Here is a 14,339-nt window from a genome sequence, read left to right as displayed (position 1 = left end):
TAAGAAGTTACGGCAACTGATTGAATAACTTGAAGAAATTATCCGTCGTCTGGCGCGCCACCTGGTCCAGGGGGATGCCTTTCAAGGTCGACAGGTATTCCGCCACGTGGGCCACATAGCCGGGTTCGTTCATGCGGCCGCGGAACGGCACGGGCGCCAGATACGGCGAATCCGTCTCGATGAGGATGCGCTCGAGCGGCACTTCCAGGGCCACGGCCTGCAAGTCTTTCGCGCTCTTGAACGTGACGATGCCGGAAAAGGAAATATAGAAGCCCATGTCGATGGCCGCGCGCGCCACTTCCAGAGATTCCGTAAAGCAATGCATGACGCCGGCCACGCCGCCGTCGGACACGCCCGCACTCTCTTCGCGCATGATGCGTATGGTGTCTTCACTGGCCGCTCTTGTGTGAATAATCAAGGGCTTGCGCGTGATTCTTGAAGCTTTGATGTGAGTGCGAAAACGCTCGCGCTGCCATTCCAGGTCGCCCGTCAAACGGAAATAGTCGAGACCCGTCTCGCCGATGGCGATGATCTTCGGATGATCGGCCAGGCGGACCAGGTCTTCCACGGACGGTTCAGGCGTGTCCTCGTAATCGGGATGCACGCCGACGGAAGCAAAGATATGCGGATACTGCTCGGCCAGGGCCAGCACCTGTGGAAAGTCCGGCAAGTCGACGGACACGCACAGCGCGTGCGTCACCTTGTTCTCGGCCATCTTGGCGAGGATCTCGGGCATGCGAGCAGCCAGCTCGGGGAAATTGATATGGCAATGGGAATCGATATACATAAGGCGGGATTGTACCGGAGCACGGGAAAACTGGCAGGGGGAAGGTGCAAATTCCTACTGCCGCTGACTGCTCCCGTGTGGTTCGCCTATTGCCCCTGCGGCGGCTGCCACAGCTCCACCTTGTTGCCCTCGGGATCGATGACCCAGCCGAACTGGCCATATTCGGAATTGGGCGCCTTTTCCAGCACGTTGCAGCCCTCGTCGCGCAAGGCTTGCAGCAGCGCGTCGAGGTCGTCGACGCGGTAGTTGATCATGAAGGAGGCCTTGCCGGGCGCGAATTGCTCGCTGTCCTTGGCCGCGACGGACCAGATGGTGGTGCCGCCAGTGGGCTTGCCATCGGCGTCCGTCCAGGTGAAGGCGGCGCCGCCCCAAGGCTGCACGTCCAGGCCCAGGTGGCGCTGATACCAGGCGCGCAGCGCAGCCGGGTCTTGCGCGTGGAAAAAGATGCCGCCGATGCCAGTGACTCGCTTCATTTGATGCCTCCGGTGCAGCGCTGCCGCGTGGTTTGCAAGGATGACTGACTGTAACACCGCGTTCCCGGCATGGCAAACGGACCTGGCCTGGGGAAGCGGCCAGCCTTGACTTGCATGGCTAGGCAAAAATATTATCAAGATGTATAGTGGCTTGCCGGAGTGCAACCATGGGGTTGCGCGCGGAACCGTGGAGAGTGTTCATGCTGAAAGTTGCCGGCCCTTTGATACTGCTGGCCTGCCTGGCCCTGACAGCGCATGCGCAAGACAAGCGCGATGCGCCGAAGGCCACCCCCGATGCCGGACTGTGCCAGCCCGTCTGCGCCTCGGCGCGCCAGGATTGCCGCGCACAAGCGCAAGGCGCCACGGAAAACGATGGCAGCCCCATGCTGTTGATGAAGCCGAGCAGCAATCCCTACGTTGCCGCTGGCAAAGAAGCCGGCGCCCAGTCGCAGCAGTTGCGCCCGACGGAGGCCGAAGCCTTCCGCGCCCGGCGCGCCGAGCGCCAGCAAGCCTGCGAAGTGCAGTACCGCAGTTGCACGCGCACCTGCGGCTAAGTCATTCCAAACCGGCAAAAAAGCGCACAATCCGGATTAACTTGGCAGCGCAAGTGTTTGATTTTATTGGCAACTGGATGCGTAGTCGAGCAGCATGTCTTCCAGGAACAGCTTGGGCGACAGCGGATGCTCGGCAATCGCCCGGCGTTCGTTGGCGGCCTTGATGGCGGCCATCAAACGGCTCACGTTGATGCGTCCCGCCAACGCTTCCAGTTCGCGCCGGTGGCGCGGGTAGTAGCGGATGGTGCCGGACAGCTTGACTGAAAACACGTCGTACAGCCAGCGCTGCAAGGAAGCGACCAGCGGCGCCAGCGGAGACTTCTGTAATTTGTCCGCCGCCTTCAGGGCCGCTTCCACGCCAGGGTTAGCCAAGACTTGCAACAATTGTTCCGTCTCTTCGCGGCCACCCGATTCGGACTGGGCTAGCGCAGCCAGCGGCGCGCCGCCCTGCTCGCGCAGCCAGCTGTCCGCATCGTTCAAGCCTTGTTGCTTGAGCCACGTCAAGGCTTGCTCATGGCTGGGCATCGGCAAGGCAAATTTCCTGCAGCGCGACAATATCGTCGGCAGCAGGCGGTCCAGGCTGTTCGATGCCAACAGGAACAGGGTGCCCGGCGGCGGCTCTTCCAGCGTTTTCAGCAAGGCATTCGAGGCAGGCGTGTTGAGCGCCTCGGCCGGGTACAGCACCACCACGCGCAAGCCTTGGCGGTGCGTGGAAATGTTCATGAAGTCGGCCAGGTTGCGGATCTGCTCGATCTTGATGTCTTTCGACGGCGTCTTGGTCTTGGCGCTTTTCTTCGCGCCTTCCCCCTCTTCGCCATCGTCCGCCACGTCGTCTTCCAGCGCTTCCGGACGGACCCGGCGGTAATCGGGATGGTTGCCCTGGCTAAACCAGCCGCACGAGGCGCAGGCGCCGCACGCATGGCCGTCGGCGCGCACGTCTTCGCACAGCAATGCTTGCGCGAAATGCTCGATGAAGTCGGCCTTGCCGATGCCCTGCGCGCCATGGAACAGGATGGCGTGCGGCATGCGTGGGCGCAAGGCTTGCAATTGCTGCCAGGCATCCTGCTGCCACGGATAGAGAGAAGTCGTCATTTTATTCTTTACAAATCAACAGGTTACGATGCTTTTCTCAAGTAACACGTCAAGCAGCTGCGCCAGTTGTACTTGAATATCGGCAATGCTTTGCGTGGAATCGATGATGCGGAAACGCTGCGGGAACTGGGCCGCGCGGCGCAGATACTCGTTGCGCGTGGCGGCGAAGAAGTCGGCCTGCTCCTGCTCGAACTTGTCGAGCGCACGCGTGGCGTCCAGGCGGGCACGGGCGACGGCCAAGGGCACGTCGAACAGGAACGTCAGGTCCGGCTGCAGGTGCGGGTGCACCCACGCTTCCAGTTGCTCCATCTTGCGCAAATCCATGCCGCGCCCGCCGCCCTGGTAGGCGAAGCTGGCATCGCTGAAGCGGTCGGAAATGACCCATTCGCCGCGCTCGAGCGCGGGCGCGATGACTTGCGCGATGTGTTCGCGGCGGCTGGCGAACATCAGCAAGGCTTCCGTTTCCAGGTGCATCTTTTCATGCAGCAGCAGTTCGCGCAGCTTTTCGCCCAGGCTGGTGCCGCCCGGTTCGCGCGACGAGACGAGAGTCACGCCCCGCTGCTGCAGGTAGTCGGTGACAAAGCCGATATGCGTCGACTTGCCCGCGCCATCGATGCCTTCGAAGGTGATGAAACGGGGTTGATAGTGTGGTGTCATGAAGCTTCTAGTTTGAAATAATTAACGCTGGTATTGATTCACGGCGCGGTTATGGTCGGGCAAGTTGGCCGAGAACTGGCTGGTGCCGTCGCCGCGCGCGACGAAATACAGCGCCTGCGTGCGGGCCGGCGCCAGCGCCGCCGTCAGCGATTGCGCGCCAGCCAGGGCGATCGGCGTGGGCGGCAGGCCGCCGCGCGTGTAGGTATTGTACGGGGTGTCCGCTTCCAGGTCGCGTTTGCGGATCTTGCCCTGGTAGTTGTCGCCCATGCCATAGATCACGGTCGGGTCCGTCTGCAGCAGCATGCCTGTCTTCAGGCGGTTGACGAACACGCCGGCGATCATGGCGCGCTCGGACTTTTGTCCCGTTTCCTTTTCCACGATGGAGGCCATGATCAGCGCCTCGTACGGGTTTTTATACGGCAAGGCCGGATCGCGCTTGTCCCACGCTTCGGACAGGCGGCCGATCATGGCCGCGTGCGCCTGCCTGAAAATCTGCATTTCGCTGGCGCCCTTGGCGAACAGATACGTATCCGGGAAGAACAAGCCCTCCGGCAACACATATTCCGGGCTGATTTTCGCCATCAGTTCCTTGTCGGACAGGCCCGCGGTATCGTGCTTGAGACCGGCATGGTTGGCCATGGCCATGCGCATCTGCTTGAAGGTCCAGCCTTCGATGATGGTCAGCGACTCTTGCGCGAACTCGCCGCGCGCCAGTTGCGTGATCAAACGCTGCGGCGTGGTGCCCGGTTTCAATTCGTAGGAACCGGCCTTGATCTTCGACGTCTTGCCTTCGATGCGCGCCAGCATGTTGAACAGAATGGGCACGATGGGCACGCCCGCGTCCGCGATCTGCTGGCCGGCCGCATGCGCGCCGCTGCCCGGGCTGATCGTAAACGGAATCGCGTCGCCGTCCGTGGTGATGGGCTGCTGCGCCCAGTACACAAAAGTACCACCGACGCCGATGGCGGCGATGACCGAGCTGACTACAAGTTTTTTAAAGAAAGCCATTGTTCCGATTCTTGTGATGCGGGCGCTGATGGCCAACGTCCGCTTGTTATGATCGTTCATTTGTGAAGCAAGTGCGCGCAAAGCGGCGCCAACACTGGCAATCTTGCCGCTGCCGACGCAATCTGCCCGACATCACTATAATGAACCCGTAATGATAATGCTTAATCGCTGATCTAATGGAAATTATGAATAACTGGAATCAATTTTTAACCGCACAAGGCGCCCGCCCCGTTGCCGCCGATGGCGCGCCTGACAGCACCGCCCCCATCGCCACCGCCCCTATCGCCGACTTCGGCCAGTCCCTGACAGTGTCCCAACTGCAAGAAGGTTTTGTCGCGGCCATCACGGACCAGGGCTTGATCGGCTTGATCGGCGACGAGGCAGCCAGTTTCCTGCACGGCCAGCTGACCAACGACGTGGAACACCTGAGCCCGGAGCAAGTGCGCCTGGCCGGCTACTGCACGCCGAAAGGCCGGATGCTGGCCAGTTTCCTGATGTGGCGCAACGCCACCACCATTTATCTGCAATTGCCGCGCGCCATACAGCCAGCCATCCAGAAGCGGCTGCAGATGTTCGTGCTGCGCGCCAAGGCCAAGCTGCACGATGCCTCCGGCGACGAAGCGAACCAGGTCGTGCTGGGCCTGGGCGGCAAGCACGCCAACGCGGCCCTGTCCGCCTGGTTCCCCGTCCTGCCCGCCACGCCGTTCAGCAAGGTCGAACACGCGTCCGGCACCCTGCTGCGCGTGGCCGACGCCTTCGGCAGCCCCCGCTATGAATGGCTGACGTCGGCCGCCACGGCGCGCGACGCGTGGCCGCCATTGACGGCACAGCTGGCCAAGGGCGGCAATGACGCCTGGCAATTGTCGGACATCCACGCGGGCATCCCGCAGATCACGGCCGCCACGCAAGAGCAATTCGTGCCGCAAATGGTCAATTTCGAGCTGCTGGGCGGCGTGAATTTCAAGAAAGGCTGCTACCCGGGCCAGGAAATCGTCGCGCGCAGCCAGTATCTGGGCAAGCTCAAGCGCCGCACCACCCTCGTCAGCATCGCTGACGCAAGCGTCGTCGCCGGTGGCGAACTGTTTGCCGTCAGCGACCCCGAGCAGCCTTGCGGCATGGTCGTCAACGCGGCGCCCAACGGCGACGGCGGCATCGACGCCCTCGTCGAAATGAAGCTGGGGGCGATCGAAGAAGGTTCAAGCGCCGCCGGCGCCGTGCGCTACGGCTCGGCCCAGGGCGCCGCCGTGCAGTTCCTGTCCATGCCTTACGTGCTCGACGCACTCGACTTGTGAGAATGCCATGAAAGATCTGTACGTTTACTATCAGGTAAAAGAAGAGCACGCCCAGGCGCTGGAAGCGCGGGTCCGCGCCCTGCAGGGCAAGCTGGCGGCCGCTTCCGGCGTGGCGCCGCAGCTGAAGCGCCGTCCGGAAGCCAAGGACGGCTTGCAGACGTGGATGGAAATCTACCCCGTCGTCGGCGAAGGCTTTACGGAACTGCTGGCCAACGTGGCCGAGGAAGCGGGCTTGCTGTCCCTGACGGCTGGCGCGCGGCATACGGAAGTGTTCATGGATTTGCCCCCATGTGCCTGATCGTTTTTGCCTGGAAAGTCAATCCGCACATCCCGCTGATTGCCGCCGCCAACCGCGACGAATTCTATGAACGCGCCAGCGCCCCCGCCGGCGCCTGGCCCGAGCACCCGCAAGTGTATGCGGGCCGCGACTTGCAGGCAGGCGGCAGCTGGATGGGCATCACCCAGGCCGGCAGCGGCAGCTCGCGCTTTGCCGCCATCACGAATATCCGCAGCCCGCAAGACCGCAACCCGGACGCCCCCTCGCGCGGCGCCCTGGTGGCAGACTATCTGGCTGGCGACATGTCGCCACAGGACTACATCGCGCAAATCCGCCCCGGCTGCAAAGCCTACAACGGTTTTAACCTGGTGCTGGGCGACGCGGATACCCTGATCTGGTTTTCCAACCGGGGCGACGGCGATGCGCGCAATGGCCAGCCCTTGGAACCGGGCATCTACGGCCTGTCGAACGCCCTGCTCGACGCGCCGTGGCCGAAGGTGCTGAAAACCAAGGCCCAGTTCGCCAGCCTGCTGTGCCAGGGCGCGCCCGACGAAGCGTATTTCGACATGCTGGCCGACACCACGCGCGCGCCCGACTTCCGCTTGCCGGACACGGGCGTGCCGCTCGACCTCGAGCGCGTGCTGTCCGCCGTCTGCATCGAAACGCCGGGCTACGGCACGCGCACGTCCACCGTCGTGAAGCTGTTCCCGGACTCTCCCGGCGAATTGCACGAGCTGGTGATTCAGTAATTGCTGCGGGGCCGGCACCGTCCGGCTCCGCCCCGTTTCCCTCATTCATTCCCTCCCGCGCGGCTTGCTTGCCTTGGCAAAATATCGTTCGCGCAAAAAAAGAAAGCGCTTGCGCAAGCGCTTTCTTTTGTTTACGATAGCTTCAATCGCGGCGACACAGCCGTACCCAATCGCAGTACACAATAATAAAAAAAACCTCAGGAGACACCATGGCCACCATGGAAGATGTAGCGCGGGCGGCGGACGTATCGCTGTCGACCGTCTCTCACGTAGTCAACGGCACCCGCAAGGTCAGCCCGAAAACCGTCGCCGCCGTCAACGCGGCCATGCAGCAGATCGGCTATGTGCCGAACATGCTGGCGCGCGCACTGGCAGGCTCCTCGTCGGGCACCATCGGCGTGGCCATTTCCGCCTTCACCAATCATTATTTCAGCGAAACCGTGCGCGCCATCGAGGCGGCTTGCACGCGCCATGGCTTGATGATGCTGTTTTCCGATACGCATGACGACCCCGAACAGGAGTTGAAGGTGGTGCAGAACTTGCACCAACGCCGCGTCGACGGCATCGTGCTGGCGCCGTCCGGCGATCCGCACAACCGCGCCCTCGACTATTTGACCAGCAACAAGATCGCTTCCGTGCTGGTCGACCGCATGTCGCCCCAGCCCTTCGACCAGGTGGGCGTGGAAAACACGCACGCCACGGCCGAGCTGGTCAGCCACCTGATCACGGTCCACGGCCACCGCCGCATCGGCTTCATCGCGGGCGCACCGGGCCTGTCCACGACGGACGAGCGCATCGCCGGCTACCGCCTGGCCTTGCAGCGCGCCGATATCGCCTTCGATGGGGACTTGCTGCGCTCGGGCGACTCCAACCTGGAGCGCAGCGGCGCGGCCACGCGCGAATTGCTGGCCCTGCCCGCCGCACAGCGTCCCACGGCCATCGTCGCCGGCAATAACCTGATGACCATCGGCACCATGCACGCCTTGCGCGACGCGCACATTGCGGTACCTCAAGACGTCGCGCTGGCCGGCTTCGATGATTTCGACTGGGCCGATTATTTCAGCCCCCGCCTGACCGTGATGGCGCAGCCGCTCGAAGAGCTGGGCGCCATGGCCGTCGACCTGTTGATCGACCGCATCGCCAATCCGGGCCGCGCCCAGCACGTGCAGCGCCTGTCGCCAACCTTGCGCGTACGCAACTCCTGCGGCTGCCCCTGACCTTCACATATAGACACACCATGCATCCAGCCATTTCCCTCGGTATCGACCTCGGTACCTCCGAACTGAAAACCGTGCTGATGGACAGCGCAGGCAGCGTGCGCGGCCAGGCGTCCGTGCGCATCGACACCAGCCGCCCGCAAGCAGGCTGGTCCGAACAAGCGCCGCAGGACTGGTGGGCCGCCTGCGTTCAGGCGCTGGACCAGCTGCGCGCCGGCTGGCCGCAGGACTATGCGCAGATCGCCTGCATCGGCCTGTCGGGCCAGATGCACGGCGCCGTGCTGCTCGACCTTGATGACAACGTCATCCGTCCCGCCATCCTGTGGAACGATGCGCGCGCCGAAGCCGAGGCCGCTACCCTGGCGCGCGACTATCCCGCGTATGCGGACGTGACGGGCAGCCTGCCCATGGCGGGCTTGACGGCACCGAAACTGCTGTGGCTGCAAACGCACGAGCCTGACGCCTTCGCCGCCATCGCCTGCCTGCTGTCGCCAAAGGACTATCTGCGCCTGCAATTGACGGGGATCAAACTCACGGACATGTCCGACGCGGCCGGCACCCTGTGGCTGGACGAGGCCCGACGCGCCTGGTTCGCACCCATGCTGGCCGCCTGCGGCCTGACGCCGGAGCAGATGCCGGCCCTGGCCGAAGGCGACGCTGCCACGGGCACCGTGCTGGCGTCCATCGCCGACCAGCTGGGCTTGCCGGCGGATGTGGTGGTGGCGGGCGGCGGCGGCGACAATCCCGTCTCGGCCGTGGGCATCGGCGCCGTCAACGGCGGCGACAGTTTTATCTCGCTGGGCACCAGCGCCGCCATCGTGTCCGTCACCGAAGCGCCCCTGGGCAATCCGGCCGGCGGCGTGCACAGCTTTTGCCACGCCCTGCCCGGCCGCTGGTATGCGATGGGCGCGATCCTGTCCGGCGCCAGCTGTTTGCGCTGGGCCACCGGCGTGCTGGACCAGCCCGACGAAGCGGCCCTGCTGGCGCTGGTGGAAGCGGGCTTGCCGCTCGACGCCCCCGTCGCCCCGTCCGCGCCCCTGTTCCTGCCCTATCTGTCGGGCGAGCGCACGCCGCATAACGACCCGCAAGTGCGCGGCGCCTTTTTGCAACTGGGCCACGACAGCACGCCGGCGCAGCTCGGCTACGCCGTGCTCGAAGGCGTGGCCTTCGCCTTGCGCGACGCCATGGCGGCCGTCACGTCGACGGGCGCCGTCGTTCCCCACTGCATGCTGGTGGGTGGCGGCGCGCGCAGCCAGTACTGGGCGCAATTGCTGGCCAATGTGCTGGGACGCGAAATGCGCACCCTGCACAACAGCGAACTGTCGGCCAGCCTGGGCGCGGCCAAGCTGGGCTTTGCCGCCATCGGCAAGCGCCAGCTGCTGCCCACCGGCTTGCCCATCAAAAACACTTTCCTGCCCGATGCCGCGCACAGCGCAGCCTTGAGCATCCGCTACGGCCGCTACCGTAGCCTGTTTCCCGCCGTGCAAGCCTTGCACCAACTCAGTGATAAGGAATAGTAATGAATCAGCTGCAACAATTGAAGCAACACAGCACCGTCGTCGCCGACACGGGCGACTTCCTGCAACTGGCGCGCTTCGCGCCGCAAGACGCGACCACCAACCCGTCGCTGATCTTGAAGGCCGTGCTGCAGCCCGATTACGCGCCCTTGCTGGAAAGCACGGTCGCCGCGCATCAATCCGCCAGCCTGGACGATATCGTCGACCAGGTGCTGGTGCGCTTCGGCCTGGAAATTTTGAAAGTCGTGCCGGGCCGCGTCTCGACGGAAGTCGATGCCCGTTTGAGCTTTGACCGCGACGCCACCGTCGCCCGCGGTCGCCGCCTGATCGCCCTGTACGAGCAAGCCGGCGTGGCCCGCGAACGCGTGCTGATCAAGGTCGCCGCCACCTGGGAAGGCATCCAGGCCGCGCGCGAGCTGGAAAAAGATGGCATCTTTTGCAACCTGACCCTGCTGTTCGCGTTTTGCCAGGCCGTCGCCTGCGCCGATGCGAACGTGCGCCTGATTTCGCCGTTCGTGGGCCGCATCTACGACTGGCACAAGAAGTCGCAGGGTGCGGCATGGGACGAAGCGGCGCGCAGCCTGTCCAACGATCCGGGCGTGCAATCGGTCACGCGCATCTTCAATTACTACAAGCAACATGGCATCGCCACCCAGGTGATGGGCGCCAGCTTCCGCAACGTGGGTCAGATCACGGCCCTGTCCGGCTGCGACTTGCTGACCATCAGCCCGGACTTGCTGGCCAAGCTGGAAGCGGCGGATGCGCCGTTCGAGCGCGCGCTGGGCGGCGACCTGGGCGCGGCGCAGCCGGCCGTCACCTACGATGAAGCGGCTTTCCGCTATGCCTTGAACGACGACGCGATGGCGACCGAAAAGCTGGCCGAAGGCATCCGCGGCTTCGCCGTCGATGCGGGCAAGCTGGACGCCATGATCGAGAAATTGCGCACTCGCTGAGTTTTCACCCAGTTTTTACCGTAGCACCGTTTGTTTTTTACAATAAAAACCCTTGGAGATCCTCATGAAAAAAGTCATTACCGCCTCCCTGCTGCTGTCCGCCGCCTGCGGCGCCTTCGCCGCCGACAAACCGCTGAAATCCATCGGCGTGAGCGTGGGCGACCTGGCCAACCCGTTTTTTGTCGCCATTGGCCGCGGCGCGGAAGAAAGCGCGAAAAAACTGGGCGGCCCTGGCGTGAAAGTCACGACTGTTTCCAGCAAGTATGACCTGAACACCCAGGTGGACCAGATCGAGAACTTCATCGCCAACAAGACCGACATCATCATCCTGAACGCCGTCGATTCCAAGGGCATCGCGCCAGCCATCAAGAAAGCGCGCAATGCGGGCGTGGTCGTGATCGCCGTCGACGTGGGCGCCGTGGGCGCCTCGGCCACCGTGATGTCCGATAACACCATGGCGGGCGACGTGTCGTGCGCCTACCTGGCCAAGCAGATCGGCGGCAAGGGCAACGTGGTGATCCTGAACGGCCCGCCCGTCACGTCCGTGATCGACCGCGTGAATGGCTGCAAGAAGACCCTGGCCGCGTTCAAGGATATCAAGATTCTGTCCGACAACCAGAATGCGGGCGGCAGCCGCGACGGCGGCATGACCGTGATGTCGAACCTGCTGACGGCCCATCCGAAGATCGACGGCGTGTTCGCCATCAACGACCCGACGGGCATCGGCGCGGAACTGGCGATCAAGCAATCGAAGCGCACGGACGTGAAACTGATCACGGCCGTCGACGGCGCGCCCGATGGCCAGAACGCCCTGAAAAACAAGGCCGGCCTGTTTGCCGCCACTTCGGCGCAAAACCCGTACCGCATGGCCACGGACGCCGTGCAGATGGGCTACGACATCATGAACGGCCGCACGCCGAAACAGACCATGGTGCTGTTGCCGACCCCGGCCATCACCAAGGAAAACGTCGCCACCTACACGGGCTGGGTAAAGAACTGATCTGCCTGACCTGAACCACGTGGCGCCGCCTGCGGACAGGCGGCGCCAGTTTCACCAGCAAGGAAGGACAGTCATGAGCGACGATATTATTTTTGAAATGCGCGGCATCGAGAAGCGCTTTGGCGCCACGCGCGCGCTGCGCGGCGTGCACCTGACGGTGCGCAGCGGCGAAATCCATGCCGTGATGGGCGAAAACGGCGCCGGCAAGAGTACCCTGATGAAGATTCTGTCGGGCGTGTACACGCCGGACGCGGGCGAAATCATTCTCGACGGCAAGCCGATTCGCATCCGCAACCCGGGCGAGGCACGCGCGCTGGGCATCAACCTGATCTACCAGGAATTGAGCGTGGCCAAGAACATGACGGTGGCGCAGAACGTCTTCATGGGCAGCGAGCCGCAAGGACCGTTCTGGACCGTCAAGGGCGGCGAAATGCGCGCGCGCACGAACGCCATCCTGGCCGACCTCGGTTCCCGCTTCGATGCCGACACCATGGTGTCCACCCTGTCGATCGCCGAGCAGCAGCAGGTGGAAATCGCCCGCGCCCTCGTGCACGAAAGCCGCATCCTGATCATGGACGAGCCCACTGCCGCCCTGTCCGACCGGGAAACAGAACAATTGTTCCGCATCATCGAAGAACAGCGCGACAAGGGCCTCGCCGTGCTGTACATCAGCCACCGCATGGCCGAGGTGGAGCGCCTGGCGCGCCGCATCACGGTGCTGCGCGATGGCGCCTATGTGGGCGAGCTGGGCAAGGATGAGCTGGATCAAAAGAAAGTCGTGCAAATGATGGTGGGCCGCCCCGCCGACGACTTTTATTCGCACCAGCGGCGCACCACGCGGGGCGCCGAGCGCTTGCGCGTGGAAAACGTGGGCGGCGGCAAGGTCAAGCCCGCCTCGTTTTCCCTGCATGCGGGCGAAGTCACGGGCCTGGCCGGCCTCGTCGGCGCGGGCCGCACGGAACTGGCGCGCCTGATCTTTGGCGCCGACAAGAAACAATCGGGACAAGTGTGGCTCGACGGCCAGGAAGTGCACATCCAGCGCCCGCTGGCGGCCATCCGCCACGGCATCGGCTACCTGCCCGAGGACCGCAAGAGCCTGGGCTTGTTCATGCAATTGTCGGCCATGGAAAACATGTCGATGAATATCCTGTCCAAGCATGCGACGGCGGGCGTCGTCAACCGTGGCGCCCTGACGCAGCTCACGCGCGAGGCGATCAGCAACCTGAACGTCAAGGTGTCGGGGCCGGATGGCATCGTCGGCGGATTGTCTGGCGGCAACCAGCAGAAAGTCTTGCTGGCGCGCTGGCTGGCCATCGCGCCGAAAGTGCTGATCCTCGACGAACCGACGCGGGGCGTGGACGTGGGCGCGAAGAGCGAGATCTACAAGATCATCCACCAGCTGGCCGATGCGGGCACGGCCGTGCTGTGCATTTCCAGCGAACTGGCCGAGCTGGTCGGCATCTGCGACCGCGTGATGGTGATGTGCGAAGGACGCCTGACGGGCGAAGTGACGGGCGACGACATCACGCAGGAAAACATCCTCGCCTATGCCACCCAGCTGGAAGCGGCATAAAAACACCTGTCAAAACCTACTGCGCGTCGCGGGTTGCGGTTTCCGATGCTCACTGACTCGGCGTCCCCGTGCTTCGCACAGTTCCGCGTCTCAACCACACCCCACATCCGCTCGCTACGGTTTTGTCAGGCGTTTTAAGAATACGTCTTAAATAATCATTCAGGAGACTCATGATGACAACTAGCACCACCCGCGGCGCCGCGCGCGCCGGCGAACCCTTCAATGCCTCGAACCTGATGCGCCGCCTGGGCATGCTGCCCGTGCTGGTGGTGCTCTATCTGGCCATGTATGGCTTGACCGTGTATTTCTCGGCCGACGGCACGTCCACGTTCATGACCAGCAATAACACCATGAACATCTTCCGCCAGGTGTCGATCAACATCGTGCTGGCGTCCGGCATGACCTTCGTCATTTTGACCAGCGGAATCGACCTGTCCGTCGGCTCCGTGCTGGCCGTCTCGGCCGTGGCAGGCATGCTGATGTCGCTGTCGGCGCAGTTCGCCGGCTTCTCGATTCCCGCCTTCCTCATCGTCGGCCTGCTGCTGGGCGCGCTGAACGGCGTGCTGGTGGCCCTCGTCGGCCTGAACCCCTTCGTCGTGACCCTCGGCACCATGACGGCCCTGCGCGGCGCCGCTTACCTGCTGGCGGATGGCACCAGCGTGCTGAACACGGAAATCCCCAGCTTCGAATGGATGGGCAACGGCAGCTTCCTGGCCGTGCCCTGGCTGATCTGGCTGGCGGCGGCCGTCGTCGTGCTGACGTGGTTCATCTTGCGCAAGACCACCCTGGGCCTGCATATCTATGCCGTCGGCGGCAATATCCAGGCGGCCCGTTTGACGGGGATCAAGGTCGGTCTCGTCTTGATGTTTGTCTACACGATCAGCGGCCTGTTCGCGGGCCTGGGCGGCGCCATGTCGGCCAGCCGCCTGTATGCGGCCAACGGCAACTGGGGTACCGGTTATGAACTCGATGCCATCGCGGCCGTCGTGCTGGGCGGCACCAGCCTGATGGGCGGCGTGGGTTCCGTCTGGGGCACAGTCATCGGCGCCCTGATCATCGGGGTGATGAACAATGGCTTGACGATCCTGGGCCTGTCGTCGTTCTGGCAGTATGTAGCCAAGGGTGTCGTGATCGTGCTGGCCGTGATTCTCGACAAATGGCGCCAGTCGCACGCGCAGAACTAGGAGCAC

15 protein-coding genes are annotated in these 14,339 nt (G+C 63.6%); 10 read left to right on the top strand and 5 right to left on the bottom strand.

The window, feature by feature from the left end:
- Window positions 1-7: 7 nt before the first annotated feature.
- Both O3298_RS12265 and O3298_RS12260 read right to left on the bottom strand, forming a co-directional pair.
- Window positions 8-787 (bottom strand): TatD family hydrolase, encoded by a 780-nt coding sequence (locus O3298_RS12265; protein WP_305059487.1) that lies wholly within the window; start codon window positions 785-787, stop codon window positions 8-10.
- An 86-nt stretch (window positions 788-873) separates the two neighbouring features.
- Window positions 874-1,260, bottom strand: coding sequence for a VOC family protein (locus O3298_RS12260; RefSeq protein WP_305059486.1), 387 nt, complete (start codon window positions 1,258-1,260; stop codon window positions 874-876).
- Between the two features lie 200 nt (window positions 1,261-1,460).
- On the opposite strand from O3298_RS12260, the gene O3298_RS12255 reads away from it, so the two are divergent.
- Complete coding sequence (locus tag O3298_RS12255; RefSeq protein WP_305059485.1) at window positions 1,461-1,814, top strand: hypothetical protein; 354 nt, start codon at window positions 1,461-1,463, stop codon at window positions 1,812-1,814.
- Window positions 1,815-1,877: 63 nt separating this feature from the next.
- On the opposite strand, the gene O3298_RS12250 is transcribed toward O3298_RS12255, so the two are convergent.
- From O3298_RS12250 to mltG, 3 genes are read right to left on the bottom strand one after another with little or no spacing between them, the layout of a single operon-like run.
- A complete protein-coding gene (locus O3298_RS12250) occupies window positions 1,878-2,906 on the bottom strand; it encodes a DNA polymerase III subunit delta' (RefSeq protein ID WP_099667903.1) in 1,029 nt (342 codons plus the stop codon).
- A 15-nt stretch (window positions 2,907-2,921) separates the two neighbouring features.
- Window positions 2,922-3,563 carry a dTMP kinase gene (gene tmk, locus O3298_RS12245; protein WP_305059484.1) on the bottom strand — a complete coding sequence of 214 codons (642 nt, stop codon included), beginning with the start codon at window positions 3,561-3,563 and terminating at the stop codon, window positions 2,922-2,924.
- Window positions 3,564-3,584: 21 nt separating this feature from the next.
- Window positions 3,585-4,571 (bottom strand): endolytic transglycosylase MltG, encoded by a 987-nt coding sequence (gene mltG, locus O3298_RS12240; protein ID WP_289904899.1) that lies wholly within the window; start codon window positions 4,569-4,571, stop codon window positions 3,585-3,587.
- Window positions 4,572-4,747: 176 nt separating this feature from the next.
- On the opposite strand from mltG, the gene O3298_RS12235 reads away from it, so the two are divergent.
- From O3298_RS12235 to O3298_RS12195, 9 genes are all read left to right on the top strand, one after another.
- Entirely contained in the window at window positions 4,748-5,863 is a 1,116-nt protein-coding gene (locus O3298_RS12235) for a folate-binding protein YgfZ (RefSeq protein ID WP_305059483.1), read from the top strand.
- A 7-nt stretch (window positions 5,864-5,870) separates the two neighbouring features.
- Entirely contained in the window at window positions 5,871-6,161 is a 291-nt protein-coding gene (locus O3298_RS12230) for a DUF4936 family protein (protein ID WP_305059482.1), read from the top strand.
- Window positions 6,152-6,889, top strand: a complete 738-nt coding sequence (locus tag O3298_RS12225) for an NRDE family protein (protein ID WP_077404719.1) — start codon at window positions 6,152-6,154, stop codon at window positions 6,887-6,889. The genes O3298_RS12230 and O3298_RS12225 overlap by 10 nt, the downstream gene beginning before the upstream one ends.
- Window positions 6,890-7,098: 209 nt before the next feature.
- Window positions 7,099-8,106, top strand: coding sequence for a LacI family DNA-binding transcriptional regulator (locus O3298_RS12220; protein ID WP_305059481.1), 1,008 nt, complete (start codon window positions 7,099-7,101; stop codon window positions 8,104-8,106).
- A gap of 32 nt (window positions 8,107-8,138) precedes the next feature.
- Window positions 8,139-9,623 carry a xylulokinase gene (gene xylB, locus O3298_RS12215; protein ID WP_369811587.1) on the top strand — a complete coding sequence of 495 codons (1,485 nt, stop codon included), beginning with the start codon at window positions 8,139-8,141 and terminating at the stop codon, window positions 9,621-9,623.
- A 2-nt stretch (window positions 9,624-9,625) separates the two neighbouring features.
- Window positions 9,626-10,576, top strand: coding sequence for a transaldolase (tal, locus tag O3298_RS12210; protein ID WP_289914708.1), 951 nt, complete (start codon window positions 9,626-9,628; stop codon window positions 10,574-10,576).
- Between the two features lie 64 nt (window positions 10,577-10,640).
- The gene (locus tag O3298_RS12205) at window positions 10,641-11,576 is read left to right on the top strand and encodes an ABC transporter substrate-binding protein (protein WP_077404737.1); all 936 of its coding nucleotides are present in this window, start codon (window positions 10,641-10,643) and stop codon (window positions 11,574-11,576) included.
- Window positions 11,577-11,649: 73 nt separating this feature from the next.
- Complete coding sequence (locus O3298_RS12200) at window positions 11,650-13,149, top strand: sugar ABC transporter ATP-binding protein (protein WP_099667895.1); 1,500 nt, start codon at window positions 11,650-11,652, stop codon at window positions 13,147-13,149.
- Between the two features lie 173 nt (window positions 13,150-13,322).
- Window positions 13,323-14,333: a ribose ABC transporter permease gene (locus O3298_RS12195; protein ID WP_099408562.1), complete on the top strand. Its 1,011-nt coding sequence runs from the start codon at window positions 13,323-13,325 to the stop codon at window positions 14,331-14,333.
- Window positions 14,334-14,339 lie beyond the last annotated feature (6 nt).

Source organism: Janthinobacterium sp. SUN137, from assembly GCF_030587265.1.
In the GTDB taxonomy this organism is placed as follows: Bacteria; Pseudomonadota; Gammaproteobacteria; order Burkholderiales; family Burkholderiaceae_D; genus Janthinobacterium; species Janthinobacterium kumbetense.
This window is presented reverse-complemented; position numbering and strand designations above follow the sequence as displayed.